We start from the raw sequence: 15,161 nt of genomic DNA, 5'->3' as shown, positions 1-15,161 counted from the left end.
TTTCCTCCTCTAAGTGATTTACGACGCCAAACCGGAAAAGCCCATGAACGCAAGCGAGAGCAACCCCGCGGTGATGAAGCTGATCGGAGCCCCGGAAAAGGCCTCGGGAATATCGGCCAGGGCCATCCGTTCGCGCATGCCGGCAAAGACGGCCATCACCAGGGTGAATCCCAAGGAGGATCCGAAACCGAACAGCAGGCTTTCGATGAAGCTATTTTTTTGCTGCACGTTGATCAGGGCGACCCCGAGGACCGCGCAGTTGGTGGTGATCAGGGGCAGGAAAATGCCCAACACTTGGTACAGCGCCGGCGATATTTTGCGGATGACCATTTCGGTGAACTGCACCACTGCGGCGATGACCAGGATAAAGGACATGATGCGCAGATAACCGACCCCCAGCGGAACCAGGATAAAATGCTCGATCGCCCATCCTGCGACGGCGGCCAGCGTGAGAACGAACGTCGTCGCCAGTCCCATGCCGATGGCGGCATCGACCTTGTTGGACACGCCCATGAACGGGCATAATCCCAAAAAACGCACCAGGACCACATTGTTGACGAGGGTTGCGCCGATGAGCAGTAAAATATAGTCGGCCATCGCGGAATACTCCTTAACTTCATCCGCTCGCTCTTCCCGGGATGAGGCGTGGGGAGATGCACGGATCACCTTGCATGGATGCATCAACCGTACCAACGTCGCCCGCGGTGCGCGATTGCGCGGAATTGCCCAATTTTTCACCACAAGGTTCCATGTCGTAAAGCCGACACGGGACATAGGGGGCGTGAAAGGCTGTCGTGAATCTCACAACGAAAAGAAGGCGTCCATCGCGTGGCGGGAGATGGCGGGGAACTCTTGGCGGCTTTCGGCATGACCCTTGCATTGTTTTCATGGGGCGAATCAACCCGGAGCATGTGCGACGCCCCGATGATCGGGTCCGTTCGAAGAGGTGATGTTGTGGCTGACGGGAAAGGCGCCGAAGCGCAGAGCAGGGCGCAGCCGGGGGGAACGACGCCGGGCAGCGCGACGGTGCAGTTGTCGCGCCTGTTGGATGCGCCGCCGGAAGGGACGCCCGCCGCGGTTTTGGCGTTGTTGGGGGATATTAACCGCGATATCGGCGGAGACGTCCCCCTTGAGGTTTTTCGCCGCGTCGTTGAAAACGTGCCGACGGCGATTTCCGTTACCGACGCCCACGCCAATATCCTGTACGTCAATCCGGCGTTCGTGAACGTCAGCGGCTATGCCCTGGCCGATGTGATGGGTAAAAACGAATCGATCCTGTCCTATAAAGCGACCCCGCAAACGGTGTACCGGGACTTGTGGTCCACGATCACCGAGGGGCGAACCTGGACGGGGCGCCTAGTCAACAAGCGCAAGGACGGCGGGCGTTACTTGGCGGAACTCACCGTGGTTCCGGTTAGGCGCGAGGACGGCGCGATTAGCCATTATTTAGGCATGCACCGCGATGTCAGCGAGATGCATAGTCTGTCGCGCAAGGTGCGTAACCAGGGGGCGTTGATCGAATCGGCGCTGGCCCATGCGCCGGTCGTCGTCGTCCTGCTCGACGGCGCGTTCGAAGTCGCCTTCGCCAATGCCGCCTACCGCAATCTGCAGCGCGACTGCGGCGACGTCGCCCCCGCGCCGCTGATCTTGAACGCGTTGGGCGATCTGATCAAGGGCGGCGATGTCGGTGGGGTCGAGGTGCATATCGCCCCCGAAGGGTGCGAGCCACGATGGTTTTCGTGTTCCGCCTCGTGGGTCGGCGCGTTGGATGAAAAGGCGGAGTCGTACTTCCTCGCCTCCGCCGACACCGGATTGTTGCTGGTGTTAAGCGATATTACCGCCCAGCGCCGCCAGTACGAGCAGGTGCGCACCGGCGCGGTGCGGGCGTTGATGGCCGAACGTCAGACCGCGGAAAGCGTCCGTGAGATTTTGTCCGGCGCGATATATCAGTTTCAAGGTCCGCTCAACGTCATGGCGGCGGCGGCCAATATGTTGGAGCGGCAGGGCGGCGCCGACGCCGGCGTGTTGGCGACCTTGGGCGATGTTCTGGGGGCCGGGCGCGACGCGCTGGCGCGCCTGAAGGCGGCGATGCCGGATATCGAGGACGAGCCGGAAATGCCGGTCAACCTCAACGAGATCATTCGCGATGTGCTCGACGTATCGATCGAAACCATCATCAAGGAGGGGATCTCCGTCGATTGGCGTCCGGCCCGCGTTCTGCCCAATGTGCCGGGGCGGCCCAACGGTCTCAGATTGTTGGTCAGGCATCTGCTCGACAATGCCGTCCTTGCCGTGAAAGAGCCGGGCGGCTCCGGCCGCGAGGTGCGCATCGTGACTCGGGCGTTGTCGGATGGGTCGGTGGCGCTGGAGATCAAGGACAGCGGACCGGGCTTCGCCGAGGGGCAGCGCATTAAGGCGTTCGAGGCGTTTTATTCGGGCTGGGTGCGAACGCGGCGACGTTCTGGAATCGGCCTCGCGCTGGCTCGCCAAGTGGTCAGCGATCAAGGCGGCAGCATCGAGGCGGTGGATGACGACGGCGGCGCGCTGGTGCGCACCGTCTTTTCGCCGGCCCGGGCGTCTTTTGAACGGACATCTTTCGAAAACGAGAGGGCGGAGCCGTGAGTTCCTACGCCAATCATTGCAGCGTGATTGAGGAAGAACTCGATATTTTGTATCGGGTTAGTCATATCCTCAGCCGATCTCTGAATTATCGCGAAACGCTGGTCGAGGTTCTCAAATTGCTCCACGAGGAGGGCGGGCTGGCCAACGCCATGATCACGCTGGTCGATGAGGATACCGGGAACCTGCTGTTGCGCGCGGTCCATGGTAGCGGCGCCAAACTGGCGCGTGAAATCAGCTACCGCCCCGGTGAGGGCATTGTCGGGGCGATCTTGGAAAATGCGGAAACCGTGGTGGTGCCGCGGATCTCCGAGGAACCTCGATTTTTGGGAAAGCTGGGCGTTTACGATCCTAATTTGCCGTTTATCGGCGTGCCAATTTTTGTCGGCGAGGGCCGCCCCATCGGGGTTTTCGCCGCTCAACCGGGCAACCGCCTCGACACCCTGGCCGAGCAGGCGCGGTTTTTGGAAATGCTGTGCAACTTGATCGCCCAGACCGTGCGTCTGGCGCTTCAGGTTCAGGGCGAACAGCGCGTGCTCAAGGAAGAGCGCGATAAATTGCGCCGCGCCGTCAAGCATCAGCACGGTTTCGACAGCATCGTCGGCCATACCGAGATCATGCGCGCGGTATTTGAACAGGTGCGCATGGTCTCGGCGTGGAACACCACGGTGCTCATTCGCGGCGAATCGGGCACCGGTAAGGAACTGATCGCCAACGCCATCCATTACAATTCGCCCCGCACCAACGGGCCGTTCATCAAGCTCAACTGCGCCGCCTTGCCCGACAATCTCCTCGAATCGGAATTGTTCGGCCATGAAAAGGGGGCTTATACCGGGGCCAACACCCTACGCAAGGGGCGTTTCGAGCTGGCCGACGGCGGGACCATTTTTCTTGATGAGATCGGCGAAATTTCACCGGCGTTTCAGGCCAAGTTGTTGCGCGTCTTGCAGGAAGGTGAATTCGAAAGGGTGGGCGGCGCGAAAACGCTGAAAGTCGATGTGCGTGTGATCACCGCCACCAACAAGGACTTGGAAGAGGCGGTGATGGCCGGGGACTTCCGCGAGGACCTGTACTATCGGCTCAACGTCATGCCGATCCCCTTGCCGGCGCTGCGCGAACGCGCCGAGGATATTCCCGATCTGGCGGCGTTCTTGGTCGGGAAGATATCCCGTCAACAGGGGCGTCCGCTGGAAATCACGGACAGCGCGGTGCGTTTGCTTTTGCGTCACCACTGGCCGGGCAATGTGCGCGAACTGGAAAACACACTGGAGCGCGCCGCAATCATGTCGAAGGACGGAATGATCGACCGCGATGTCATTTCGATATCGGGGCTGCCGGAAAAACCTTTCGCCCCGACGGCGGCGGGCGGCCCCGCGCCGCGCGCCGCGTTCACGCCACCGAAGGTCGATTTCACCGACCCCGACGTGGACGAACGCGAACGGGTGATCGCCGCCCTGGAGGAGGCCGGCTGGGTCCAGGCCAAGGCGGCGCGCCTGCTCGACATGACGCCTCGCCAAATCGCTTATCGGATCCAAACCCTGGACATCAAGGTGCGCCAGATCTAATCCCCCACATTCCCTTTCCTCTTCCGCCCTGTCGGATTCGTGACAAAGTCGTGGGGATGTCGCGATACGTCATGATGAAAATCACAATAATACATTGATAATAAATAAAGTTTTGTGCTGGCACGGCGCTTGCGTTGGTATCTGTCAACAGATCATGGCGACAAAGGGTGTCGCGAATTTTTAGCGGACGGAGGCGCGCAAATGGAGCTACCCATCCTCAATCGGGAACAAACCCCGGCAGGGGGCTGTTCGAAAAGCGCCTGCGGCACGACGACGGATCAAATGACGCACCTACCCGAGGCCATCCGCGAGAAGGTGCACAATCATCCGTGCTATTCGGAGGAAGCCCACCACCATTACGCCCGCATGCATGTCGCCGTCGCCCCGGCGTGCAACATTCAATGTCATTACTGCAATCGCAAGTACGACTGCGCCAACGAAAGTCGGCCCGGCGTGGTCTCCGAATTGCTCAGCCCGACCCAGGCGGCGAAGAAGGTGTTGGCGGTGGCCAGTCAAATTCCCCAGATGACCGTCCTCGGCGTCGCCGGTCCGGGCGATCCCCTGGCCAACCCCGAACGCACTTTCGAAACCTTCGAGGAGATCGCGGCCAAGGCCCCGGACATCAAGCTGTGTCTGTCCACAAACGGTCTCAATCTGCCCGATAACGTCGATAGGATTGCGGCGCTCAACGTCGATCACGTCACCATCACCATCAACTGCGTCGATCCCGAGGTGGGGGCCGAGATCTATCCCTGGATTTTCTGGAACAACCGGCGTATCCGCGGCGCGAAGGGGGCGAAAATCCTCATTCGTCAGCAACAGAAAGGCCTGGAGATGTTGGTTGAGCGGGGCATCTTGGTGAAAGTCAACTCGGTGATGATCCCCGGCGTCAACGATGCTCACCTGAAAGAAGTGAGCAAGATCGTCAAGCAAAAGGGCGCGTTCCTGCACAACGTCATGCCGTTGATCGCCGAGGCCGAACACGGCACCTTTTACGGCGTCATGGGCCAACGCAGCCCGACCGCGTCGGACCTGCAGGCGTTGCAGGACGACTGTTCGGGCGACATGAACATGATGCGCCATTGCCGCCAGTGTCGGGCCGACGCGGTCGGGCTGCTGGGCGAGGACCGCGGTCAGGAATTCACCATGGACAAGATCGAACACATGGAGATCGATTTCGAGGCGGCGATGGTCAAGCGCAAGCAGGTTCACGACGGCATCGAGGCGATGCGCGCCGAACGCAAGACGGCCCAAGAGACGGCCCAAGAGACGGCTCCGGAGGCGATTTTGCCGCAAGGTTGTCGCCCGGCCCTGCTGGCGGTGGCCAGCAAGGGAAGCGGTCTGGTCAACGAACACTTCGGACACGCCCGGGAGTTTCTGATTTATGAGGCGTCCCCGGCGGAGGTGCGCTTCATGGGCGCGCGCAAGGTGCCGGCCTATTGCACGGGGGCGATGGAATGCGGCGACGGGGAAACCGCGTTGGACGTCATCTTGGATACCCTATCGGACTGCGAAGGCGTGATTTCCGCCAAGGTCGGGATCGACCCGTGGGCCCAATTGGAGGCGGCGGGCATTCAGCCCTACGGCGAATACGCCATGGAGCCGATCGAGGACGCGGTGCGCGCCGTGTACGGCGAAATGATCAAAAGCGGACGCCTGGAGTCGACCGACGCCATGATTTCGCAGGCGGGATAAAGGGGAAGCCATGTCTCTTTCGATTACATCCGAGTGTATCAATTGTTGGGCCTGTGCGCCGGTCTGTCCAAGCACGGCGATCCTGGTTTCGCCGGAGGGGCTGTTTTCCATCGGCGCGACCGCGTGCACCGAATGCGACGGCGCCCACGCCGATCCGCAGTGCGCCAGTATTTGTCCCGTCGAAGGCGCGATCCTCGACGCGGCGGGCGCGCCGATCAACCCACCCGGTTCGTTGACCGGAATTCCGCCGGAAAAATTGCAGGCCGCGCGCGAGGAAATCGCCGCACGCTAGTGGATCGGGCCGACGTTTCGCTCTCGCGAACCATCGGGCCGACCACTATCTATCTTTTTGTTGCAGTTTGGTTTCTTCACACATTTGTCTCCAATTGCATCGGACTCAAATGTTAAATTCAAACCACTAGGACACACCACGAGAAGATGGGCGCGCATAGTGCATAAGGGGGAAACATGGCCAAGGCGAGGATCACCTTTAGCGACATCGGTCTGACCGTGACCGTGCCCGCGGGATCGCGGGTGATCGAAATTTCCGAAAAAGTCGGCGCGGGGATCGTTTATAGTTGCCGGGAAGGGGACTGTGGGTCGTGTCTGATGAAGGTGCTGGAAGGGGCGGAGAATTTGTCGGAGCCTTCCGTCTTGGAACAGAAAATTCTGCGCGAAAATATGGTCGGACCACCCTATCGGTTGGCCTGTCAGGCGCAGGTTTTGGGCGACGTGACGGTCAAGCCCGCCTGATGTCTGGGGGCGAAGGGCGGGGGCGAAGGGCGAAGGGCGAAGGGAGGGGCGAAGGGATCGTAAATCATGAAGTCTCCTAAAATTCGCTTCAACCAATCGCGGCGGCGGTTTCTGGCGCGCCATGGCGTCCATGGCCGGGAGAATGTGGAGTTGATTGTCTCGATGCTGCTTTCGGCGCGCGCCAAAGAGGGCGTGTTAAGCGGCTGGATGGGCTTGCCGGCGGGCGACTTTGCCGCCCTGACGCGGTATTATTTTCGCCGCCTACCGGTTCAAGGCGGGATCAGGCGCGGCGCGCCCTACCCCGATGGACGAATGCCCGAATGGGACGATCTTTATCGGTTGCTCGTCAACAACCGCGGGCCGAAAGACCGCAGCGGGCGGTGGCTGGCGCGGATCGTTTGTAACGCTTGCATGGGACAAAATCATTTATGGCAGGACTTGGGGCTGTGGTCGCGGGGGGAGTTGACGCGGTTGATGTACGGCGCCTTTCCGGCCCTCGCCCGGCGTAACGTGCACGACATGAAGTGGAAAAAGTTCCTCTACAAACAGCTTTGCCAAATGGAAGGGGTTTACATTTGTCGTGCGCCGTCGTGCGACGTGTGCGTGGATTACCCCGTTTGTTTCGGCCCCGAGCAATGACGGCGCGCGCGCGTCTTATCGAACGGGCTTCGGGCGCGTTTCTCGGTCTCGCCGTGGGCGACGCCCTGGGGGCCACGGTGGAATTCATGACGCCCCGGGAAATTCGCGCCGAACACGGCTGGTTGCACGATATCAAGGGCGGCGGCTGGCTCCGATTGAAGCCCGGTGAGGTCACCGACGATACCGAAATGGCGCTCGCCCTGGGCCGTAGTCTGATCGCCCGCGGCGGAAATTTTGATCCCGCCCACGCCGCCCAAGAATTCAGCGACTGGATGCGCGGGAAACCGAAGGACATCGGCCATACCGTGCGCCGGGGAATTGTCCGTTTTCGCACCACCGGCGAGATTGCCGTGCCGGTGAACGAGCATGACGCCGGGAACGGGGCGTGCATGCGTATCGCGCCACTCGCCCTGGCGACCTTTGGCGGTGCGCCCGAGGCCGTCGCCGTCGCCGTCTTCGCCAGCGCCCACCTGACCCACAACTGCGTTCTTTCCGACGAAGGGACATTGGCCGTCGTGCGTATGATCCATGCCGGTCTCGCCAGTGGGGGCGATCCGGGCGGGGTGGGCGATATCGCCCCCATCGCTCACGATCTGGCGGCCCGCTTTTCGTCTTTCGCCTTCAGGGGTAAGCGCCGTGAAAATCCCAGCGGTTATTTGCCGGAAACGCTTCAGGCGGTATTTCAGGCGCTGCTGCGCACCGATAGCTTCGAAAGCGCCCTCGCCGACGTCGTCAACCGCGGTGGGGACGCCGACACCACCGGGGCCATCGCCGGCACGGTGGCGGGGGCGGTTTATGGTGCGGGGGATATTCCGAAACGCTGGCTCAAGCGCCTGGACCCGGCGGTGCGCCGGGCGTGCGCCGATCAGGCGCGCCGTCTGGTGGCGCTGTCGCCGGGGTATCCTCGGTCGTAAAGCCGGTCCGGGCAAGATGCGCGGCGAGGGCGCTGTCCAGGGTTTGAATGTGGATATCGAGCCACGCGCCCATGCGCTCGGCGACAAAAGCGCGGGCGATCCGGGCGCGTCCCTTTTCGGCGCGCGCCAGCAGCATCTCCATCTCCCCGAGGACGCGCCGGTGTTCGCCACGGTGCTCGTTGTCGTCAAGCCCGCATTTCGTCATCAGCGCTTCCTCGTTTTGAAAATGTGCGCAAGTGACGGCGGCCAGTGTTCGAAAAGCCTCGGCGAAGGCGTTGGTGGAAGCGTTGCGGGCGTCGTTCAGCGCGGCGATGACGGCGCGATGATCGGCGTCGATCGGCGCTATGCCGAGGGCATGGGTTTCGTCATTCCATTCGATGTCGGCCATTTCACAACCCTCGAAAATGCGTGCTGGAAACGACGGTGGGCGATGGGGCGGGGGCAGTGACATTGGATGCGGCGGTCAGCAAGGCGGCGGCGGCGGCGTCGATGATTTCGATCCCGAGGCGGGCGCAAAAGCGCTTTTCCTTGGCGGTGGCGTCCGCGATCAAGGCCCATCCGACAGGCGCACCCGCGCCGTAGACGATGTCGGACAACACCATCCGTTCGGTGTCCCGGGTTAGGCGCAGGCCGATCAAAAGATACTGTTTGCCCTGGCGTTTTTTCTTGAGGAACGGGGGAATGGCGAAGCCGCCCATCAGCTCGGTGATATAATCGACATAATCCGCATCCGATGCGATGAAGGTGGGGTCGGGTGCGGGACTGCCCATTGGTTTGAACAGGACCGGTAGATCCGGGTTGACACTTTGATCTTCGACCTCGTGGTAGGACGTCCCATCGTAGGCGTGGATGACGAAGCGGTTGTGGGTCCCGCCGATGCGCGCCGTGCCCCGGATCAAGGTGTGGGGAACGTCGGCGTAGCTGGCCTGCAGTTGGGTGTCGCGGTTGATATCGATGACGTACTTGGGGCGGACCGTGGCCAGCCAATCGTGCAGGGGCGCGCGGGACCAACTGTCGCGGTCGTAAAGTTCGCTCAGGAAACGGTTAACGGCGTTCCTGCCGCGTTTCAGTTCGCGGTCCATGGCGGCGCGGGGAAATTCGTACATCAATTTCGGGTGCATCGGCTTGCCGTCGTTCATCGCCAGGATCAACGCCTCGCTGTCGGCGGGGATCGCCTCGCCGGTCGTCTTGTCCCGGGCGTCGGCCAAAGCCCCGGGGCCGAGGTAGGGAACGATGGTGTTTTCCCGGATTCCGCGAACGAGGAAGGACAGGTCGGGGATGTCGGACATGAGGCCTCCATTTAAAACGAGGGGTCGGGATTGACCCGAGGATGTTCACGGGGACTGTAGCAAGAACCGAACCATCGTGAGAAACGGCGGAAAAACGGTGTTGGGGCGCCGCCTTTTTGTCGGTTTTGCGCCAAAGCGGGTGTCGGGTTAAAGCGAAGGGGGGCGCGGCCCTTTAAGAGCGGTCCCTAAAATGTGGAATATTCGACCGCGTAGACGCCGCCGATGACGATGTGCTCGCCCTCGCCGTCCAGGCGACCGGGCAGCAGACCGGGAAAGAAGAAGATTTTCACCAGCGGAACGCGAACCTTCAAGATGACGTCGCCGAACTCGCCGGCCCGCGCGCGCGCGCGGGTGAACGAATTGACGTTGTTCAGGACCATGACCGCCCGGCGCGGGCCTGTCCCGGGGTTAATGGGCCTATCCAGGATGGCGTAGTCGTCGATCCTGTTGACGCCGCGATAAAGGTCGATATGCGCCCCCGTCCCGGGGCGGCGCGCCAGTTCGTCCTGGCAAAAGGCGTACACTAGGTCGAGTTGGGCCTCCAACGCGTTGGTGTTGTATAGCCCCCGGCTGGTGGCGCTTTGATAGGGCGACGCCTCGTCGTCGCCGCCCGCCTTATCCGGGCCTTTGCTCAAGGGACCGTCGTGATACAGGGTGCAAAGGCCGAAGCGCGATTCCGCCCAGCGTTTGAGGACCGCCCCCTCGCGCCCGTCGGGGTCGAACCCCCAGCCGCGCAGAATGTTCAAATAGGTCGCCCCCTCGCGTCCCCGCTTTCGCGCATCGCCGCCGCCGACGTCCTGGGGACGGTGCAGGCGGAACGCCACGGTCATGTAATCGGCGAAGGCTCGGGCCCGCGCGTCCGGCGTCGTCAGGCGATCCAGGCGGCGGAAAAGATCGCCATGGAACGTCCGTACCCCGTCGATTTCGATCGCCAGGGGATGCTTCTGAAAAGCCTGGGCGGCGATGATGTGGGGCGGGACGTTGCAGCGGTTGAGGGCGGTATGGGCGAAACGGGGCGCCCCGCTTTCATCCCCTTCCCGTGTCGGGGGCCGTGCCGTGCCGGCGTCCTTCGTCATCGTGTCGGTATCCATACAAAAATTATGGTTTTTGTCGCGAGGCTGACCACCATCACGCGGCCATCTTTAAATAACTTTTCCAAGAAAACAAGGTGTTGGGGTGTTTTTTTGGAATTGGCATAGCCCTTGCGGAACTGGGAGGAGATCCGTTTCGTCCGCCTGTCGGGCGCCAACACGATACATGCAATGTAACTTCAAGGAGGAAGTAATTATGGCTCTTCGTCAATGCGCCATTTACGGCAAGGGGGGGATTGGTAAATCGACCACGACCCAGAACCTTGTCGCCGCCCTGGCCGAGGCCGGCAAGAAAGTGATGATTGTCGGTTGCGACCCGAAGGCCGACTCGACCCGTTTGATCCTGCACGCCAAGGCTCAGGACACGATCATGCAGATGGCCGCCGATGCGGGCAGCGTCGAGGATCTCGAACTCGATGACGTGCTCAAGCCCGGCTACAAGGAAATCATGTGCGTCGAATCCGGTGGACCGGAGCCGGGCGTCGGCTGCGCCGGCCGCGGCGTGATCACCGCCATCAACTTCCTTGAGGAAGAGGGGGCCTACGAAGAAGACCTCGATTTCGTCTTCTACGATGTGCTCGGCGACGTGGTTTGCGGCGGCTTCGCGATGCCGATCCGCGAAAACAAGGCGCAGGAAATTTACATCGTCTGTTCCGGCGAGATGATGGCGATGTACGCCGCCAACAACATTTCCAAGGGTATCGTCAAATACGCCAATTCGGGCAGCGTCCGTCTGGCGGGCCTGATCTGCAATTCGCGCAACACCGACCGCGAGGACGAACTGATCGACGCCCTGGCCGCTAAATTGGGCACCACGATGATCCACTTCGTGCCCCGTGACAATGTCGTGCAGCATGCCGAAATTCGCCGCATGACGGTCATCGAATACGATCCGAAAGCCAAACAGGCCGACGAATACCGGGCCTTGGCGAAAAAGATCGCGGAAAACACCAATTTCGTCATTCCGACCCCGATTTCCATGGACGATCTCGAAGACCTGTTGATGGAATTTGGCCTGATGGACGAAGAGGACGAGACCATTATCGGTCAGGTTGCGGCCGAGGTCGCCCCCGAGGTGGCGGCGACGGCCTAAGCGTATTTCCGGGGCGGCGGGTTGCGCCGCCGCTCTGGGGCGACCCTATGCCAATTTGGAGGAGAACCGTCATGACCGACATGACCAAAGAAGAAACCGAGAGCCTGATCGCAGAAGTGCTCGAAGTCTATCCGGAAACCGCGCGCGAGGATCGCGCCAAACATTTAACGACGAACGATCAAAGCGAAACCCAGTCGAAAAACTGCATCACCTCCAACCGCAAGTCGCTGCCCGGGGTGATGACCATCCGCGGCTGCGCATACGCCGGATCCAAGGGTGTGGTGTGGGGGCCGGTCAAGGACATGATTCATGTCTCGCACGGTCCCGTCGGCTGCGGCCAGTATTCGCGCGCCGGTCGGCGTAACTATTACGTCGGCGCCACCGGGGTGAACACCTTCGGGACGATGAACTTCACCTCCGATTTTCAGGAAAAGGACATCGTTTTCGGCGGCGATAAGAAGCTCGATAAATTGATCGACGAGATCGAAACCCTGTTCCCTCTGAACAAGGGCACCACGATCCAATCGGAATGCCCGATCGGCCTGATCGGCGACGATATCGAGGCGGTGGCCAAGAAAAAGGCCGCCGAACACGGCAAAACCGTCGTTCCCGTGCGCTGCGAAGGTTTTCGCGGCGTGTCCCAGTCCTTGGGCCATCACATCGCCAACGACGCGGTGCGCGATTGGGTCCTGGGCGCGCGCGACGACGACGCCACTTTTGAAAGCACGCCTTACGATGTCGCCATTCTCGGCGATTACAACATCGGCGGAGACGCCTGGGCGTCGCGGACCTTGCTTGAGGAGATGGGTCTGCGCGTGGTCGCTCAGTGGTCCGGCGACGGCACCCTGGCGGAAATGGAATTGACGCCGAAGGTGAAGCTCAACTTACTGCACTGCTATCGGTCGATGAACTATATCTCGCGCCACATGGAAGAAAAATACGGCATTCCCTGGCTGGAATACAATTTCTTCGGCCCGACCAAGATCGCCGAAAGCCTGCGTAAGATCGCCTCGTTCTTCGATGAGAAAATCCAAGCCGGCGCGGAAAAAGTGATCGCCCGGTATCGCTCCGAGTACGAAGCGGTGATCGCCAAGTACCGTCCCCGCCTGGAGGGCAAGCGCGTGATGCTCTACGTCGGCGGCCTGCGTCCGCGCCACGTCATCGGCGCTTACGAGGACCTCGGCATGGAAGTCGTCGGCACCGGCTACGAGTTCGGCCACAACGACGATTACGACCGCACCATTAAGGAAATGGGCAACGCCACCTTGATTTACGACGACGTCACCGGCTACGAGTTCGAGGAATTCGTCAAAAGGGTCAAGCCCGATTTGATCGGTTCGGGGATCAAGGAAAAATACATTTTCCAGAAAATGGGTATCCCCTTCCGCCAGATGCATTCGTGGGACTACTCCGGCCCCTATCACGGTTACGACGGCTTCGCCATTTTCGCCCGCGACATGGACATGACCTTGAACAATCCATGCTGGTCGAACGTGACCCCGCCCTGGCTGAAGGAAACTGCCCCGCAAGCGGTGGCGGCGGAATAACGCCCTGTTTCTTATGACAACCCCTATGCCCGTCTGTTCACGCATTGGTGGCGCGGGAGGAAGGTAAAAACAATGTCACAGCACGTCGAGAATATTAAACCGAGTTATCCCTTGTTTCGCGACGACGAGTACAAGGCGAGCCTGAAAAACAAGCAGGACAATTACGAAGAACGCCCCGCGATGGAGACCATCGACAAGACGTTTGCGTGGACCACCACCGAGGAATACCAGGAACTGAATTTTCAGCGCGAGGCGTTGACCGTCAACCCCGCCAAGGCGTGTCAGCCCCTGGGCGCGGTCCTCTGCGCCTTGGGTTTCGAGAAGACGATGCCCTACGTCCATGGATCGCAGGGCTGCGTGGCCTATTTTCGCACCTATTTCAACCGCCACTTCAAGGAACCGGTGAGCTGCGTTTCGGACTCGATGACCGAAGACGCGGCGGTTTTCGGCGGCCAGAAAAACATGTTCGCGGGCCTGGAAAACGCCAAGGCGCTGTATAAGCCCGAGGTGATCGCGGTCTCCACCACCTGCATGGCCGAGGTGATCGGCGACGATCTCAACGCCTTTATCGGCAACGCCAAGAAGGGCGGGCATATCGAGCAGGATTTCCCGACCCCGTTCGCCCATACCCCCAGTTTCGTCGGCAGTCACACCACCGGCTGGGACAATATGTTCGAGGGAATTTTGCGGTACTTCACCCTCAACCATATGGAGGACAAGGAAGTCGGCTCCAACGGCAAGATCAACTTGGTTCCGGGCTTCGAAACCTATCTCGGCAACTTCCGCGTCCTGCGCCGGATGATGGACCAAATGGGCGTCGAATATTCCCTGCTCAGCGATCCTTCGGAAGTCCTCGACACTCCGGCCGACGGCAGCTATCGGATGTACGCCGGCGGCACCACGCAGGACGAGGTCAAGGACGCCCCCAACGCCATCGACACGCTGTGCCTGCAACCGTGGCAACTGACCAAGACGCAAAAATACGTCAAGACGGTATGGAATCAGCCGGGAACGAAAATCGCAACGCCCATGGGATTGGCGGGCACCGACGAATTTTTGATGAAAATCGGCGAGCTGACCGGCAAGGCGATCCCCGATAGCCTGGCGACCGAACGGGGCCGCCTGGTCGATATGATGACCGACAGCCACGCTTGGCTGCATGGTAAAAAGTTCGCCCTTTACGGCGATGCCGATTACCTGATGGGGATGACCCGCTTCCTGCTCGAACTGGGGGCGGAGCCGACCCACGTCTTATGTTCGCACGCCAACAAGCGCTGGAAAAAGGCGATGGAGAAAATGGCGAGCGAGAGCCCCTACGGGCAGAACACAACGGTCCACACGAGCAAGGATCTGTGGCACTTCCGCTCGTTGATGTTCACCGATAAGCCCGATTTCATGATCGGCAACTCCTACGGCAAGTTCATTCAGCGCGACACCGCGCACAAAGGCAAGGAATTCGAAGTGCCCTTGATCCGCATCGGATTTCCGATCTTCGACCGCCATCACCTGCACCGGATGACGACATGGGGCTATGAAGGCGCCATGTACGTCCTGACCACCCTGGTCAACGCGGTGTTGGAGCGGCTCGACGAGGAGACCCGCGGCATGGGCACCACCGATTACAATTACGACCTTATCCGCTAACGCCCGGCGGCGGCCCTTGCGCGGTTGCAAAAGGGTCGCCGCGTCCGGCTTTGGCGAAAAGGAGAATTCCATGCCAAGCGTAATGATCCGCCGCGGCGAGGACGGCAAGCTTCTGTTCTACGTCGCCAAGAAAGACCTCGAAGAAAGCATCCTGTCCGTTGAAACCGATACCGACGACGCCTGGGGCGGCGAGGTGACGTTGCACGGCGGCACGAAATATTTCATCGAGCCGATCAGCCCCAAACCGACTTTTCCCACGACGCTCCGCTTCAAGCGGGTTTGATTTTGACCTGAAGACCAAGGAGAAACCAT

15 protein-coding genes are annotated in these 15,161 nt (G+C 60.7%); 11 read left to right on the top strand and 4 right to left on the bottom strand.

What is annotated here, in order from left to right; translation table 11 throughout:
* Positions 1-18: 18 nt before the first annotated feature.
* Positions 19-597, bottom strand: a complete 579-nt coding sequence (gene rsxA, locus P3M64_RS06935; protein ID WP_132939434.1) for an electron transport complex subunit RsxA — start codon at positions 595-597, stop codon at positions 19-21.
* 357 nt (positions 598-954) lie between these two features.
* On the opposite strand from rsxA, the gene nifL reads away from it, so the two are divergent.
* The 7 genes from nifL (at position 955) to draG (ending at position 8,185) form a co-directional block, all read left to right on the top strand.
* Positions 955-2,622 carry a nitrogen fixation negative regulator NifL gene (nifL, locus tag P3M64_RS06930; RefSeq protein ID WP_165886347.1) on the top strand — a complete coding sequence of 556 codons (1,668 nt, stop codon included), beginning with the start codon at positions 955-957 and terminating at the stop codon, positions 2,620-2,622.
* Positions 2,619-4,184, top strand: coding sequence for a nif-specific transcriptional activator NifA (nifA, locus tag P3M64_RS06925; protein ID WP_207893174.1), 1,566 nt, complete (start codon positions 2,619-2,621; stop codon positions 4,182-4,184). The genes nifL and nifA overlap by 4 nt, the downstream gene beginning before the upstream one ends.
* 201 nt (positions 4,185-4,385) lie before the next feature.
* Positions 4,386-5,879 carry a nitrogenase cofactor biosynthesis protein NifB gene (gene nifB, locus P3M64_RS06920; RefSeq protein ID WP_132939437.1) on the top strand — a complete coding sequence of 498 codons (1,494 nt, stop codon included), beginning with the start codon at positions 4,386-4,388 and terminating at the stop codon, positions 5,877-5,879.
* A gap of 10 nt (positions 5,880-5,889) precedes the next feature.
* The gene (locus tag P3M64_RS06915; RefSeq protein WP_132939438.1) at positions 5,890-6,171 is read left to right on the top strand and encodes a 4Fe-4S binding protein; all 282 of its coding nucleotides are present in this window, start codon (positions 5,890-5,892) and stop codon (positions 6,169-6,171) included.
* Between the two features lie 176 nt (positions 6,172-6,347).
* On the top strand, positions 6,348-6,632 hold the full coding sequence (locus P3M64_RS06910) for a 2Fe-2S iron-sulfur cluster-binding protein (protein WP_132939439.1): 285 nt from the start codon (positions 6,348-6,350) through the stop codon (positions 6,630-6,632).
* A 66-nt stretch (positions 6,633-6,698) separates the two neighbouring features.
* On the top strand, positions 6,699-7,271 hold the full coding sequence (locus P3M64_RS06905) for a nitrogen fixation protein NifQ (protein WP_132939440.1): 573 nt from the start codon (positions 6,699-6,701) through the stop codon (positions 7,269-7,271).
* Complete coding sequence (gene draG, locus P3M64_RS06900) at positions 7,268-8,185, top strand: ADP-ribosyl-[dinitrogen reductase] hydrolase (RefSeq protein WP_132939441.1); 918 nt, start codon at positions 7,268-7,270, stop codon at positions 8,183-8,185. The genes P3M64_RS06905 and draG overlap by 4 nt, the downstream gene beginning before the upstream one ends.
* Here the strand turns inward: draG and P3M64_RS06895 are convergent.
* From P3M64_RS06895 to P3M64_RS06885, 3 genes are all read right to left on the bottom strand, one after another.
* The gene (locus P3M64_RS06895; RefSeq protein WP_165886348.1) at positions 8,097-8,573 is read right to left on the bottom strand and encodes a bacteriohemerythrin; all 477 of its coding nucleotides are present in this window, start codon (positions 8,571-8,573) and stop codon (positions 8,097-8,099) included. The two genes, draG and P3M64_RS06895, sit on opposite strands and share 89 nt — an antisense overlap.
* 1 nt (position 8,574) lies before the next feature.
* Positions 8,575-9,474 carry an SIR2 family protein gene (locus P3M64_RS06890; RefSeq protein WP_132939443.1) on the bottom strand — a complete coding sequence of 300 codons (900 nt, stop codon included), beginning with the start codon at positions 9,472-9,474 and terminating at the stop codon, positions 8,575-8,577.
* 185 nt (positions 9,475-9,659) lie between these two features.
* The gene (locus P3M64_RS06885; protein WP_132939444.1) at positions 9,660-10,550 is read right to left on the bottom strand and encodes an NAD(+)--dinitrogen-reductase ADP-D-ribosyltransferase; all 891 of its coding nucleotides are present in this window, start codon (positions 10,548-10,550) and stop codon (positions 9,660-9,662) included.
* Between the two features lie 208 nt (positions 10,551-10,758).
* Between P3M64_RS06885 and nifH the strand changes: the two genes are divergently transcribed.
* From nifH to nifT, 4 genes are all read left to right on the top strand, one after another.
* Entirely contained in the window at positions 10,759-11,658 is a 900-nt protein-coding gene (gene nifH, locus P3M64_RS06880; RefSeq protein WP_207893183.1) for a nitrogenase iron protein, read from the top strand.
* A 71-nt stretch (positions 11,659-11,729) separates the two neighbouring features.
* Complete coding sequence (nifD, locus tag P3M64_RS06875; protein ID WP_132939446.1) at positions 11,730-13,205, top strand: nitrogenase molybdenum-iron protein alpha chain; 1,476 nt, start codon at positions 11,730-11,732, stop codon at positions 13,203-13,205.
* Between the two features lie 72 nt (positions 13,206-13,277).
* Positions 13,278-14,849 (top strand): nitrogenase molybdenum-iron protein subunit beta, encoded by a 1,572-nt coding sequence (gene nifK, locus P3M64_RS06870; RefSeq protein WP_132939447.1) that lies wholly within the window; start codon positions 13,278-13,280, stop codon positions 14,847-14,849.
* A 70-nt stretch (positions 14,850-14,919) separates the two neighbouring features.
* Positions 14,920-15,132 carry a putative nitrogen fixation protein NifT gene (gene nifT, locus P3M64_RS06865; RefSeq protein ID WP_132939448.1) on the top strand — a complete coding sequence of 71 codons (213 nt, stop codon included), beginning with the start codon at positions 14,920-14,922 and terminating at the stop codon, positions 15,130-15,132.
* Positions 15,133-15,161 lie beyond the last annotated feature (29 nt).

The organism is Varunaivibrio sulfuroxidans, assembly GCF_029318635.1.
GTDB classification, from domain to species: Bacteria; Pseudomonadota; Alphaproteobacteria; order Rhodospirillales; family Magnetovibrionaceae; genus Varunaivibrio; species Varunaivibrio sulfuroxidans.
Note: the sequence above shows the minus strand (reverse complement) of the source record. Positions and strands in the feature narration are given on the sequence as shown.

Coding starts and splice junctions, on each gene's coding strand:
- nifK (WP_132939447.1), top strand. CDS start 13,278: ATGTCACAGCACGTCGAGAATATTAAACCGAGTTATCCCTTGTTTCGC.
- draG (WP_132939441.1), top strand. CDS start 7,268: ATGACGGCGCGCGCGCGTCTTATCGAACGGGCTTCGGGCGCGTTTCTC.
- rsxA (WP_132939434.1), bottom strand. CDS start 597: ATGGCCGACTATATTTTACTGCTCATCGGCGCAACCCTCGTCAACAAT.
- P3M64_RS06895 (WP_165886348.1), bottom strand. CDS start 8,573: ATGGCCGACATCGAATGGAATGACGAAACCCATGCCCTCGGCATAGCG.
- nifD (WP_132939446.1), top strand. CDS start 11,730: ATGACCGACATGACCAAAGAAGAAACCGAGAGCCTGATCGCAGAAGTG.
- P3M64_RS06890 (WP_132939443.1), bottom strand. CDS start 9,474: ATGTCCGACATCCCCGACCTGTCCTTCCTCGTTCGCGGAATCCGGGAA.
- nifT (WP_132939448.1), top strand. CDS start 14,920: ATGCCAAGCGTAATGATCCGCCGCGGCGAGGACGGCAAGCTTCTGTTC.
- P3M64_RS06910 (WP_132939439.1), top strand. CDS start 6,348: ATGGCCAAGGCGAGGATCACCTTTAGCGACATCGGTCTGACCGTGACC.
- P3M64_RS06905 (WP_132939440.1), top strand. CDS start 6,699: ATGAAGTCTCCTAAAATTCGCTTCAACCAATCGCGGCGGCGGTTTCTG.
- P3M64_RS06885 (WP_132939444.1), bottom strand. CDS start 10,550: ATGACGAAGGACGCCGGCACGGCACGGCCCCCGACACGGGAAGGGGAT.
- nifB (WP_132939437.1), top strand. CDS start 4,386: ATGGAGCTACCCATCCTCAATCGGGAACAAACCCCGGCAGGGGGCTGT.
- P3M64_RS06915 (WP_132939438.1), top strand. CDS start 5,890: ATGTCTCTTTCGATTACATCCGAGTGTATCAATTGTTGGGCCTGTGCG.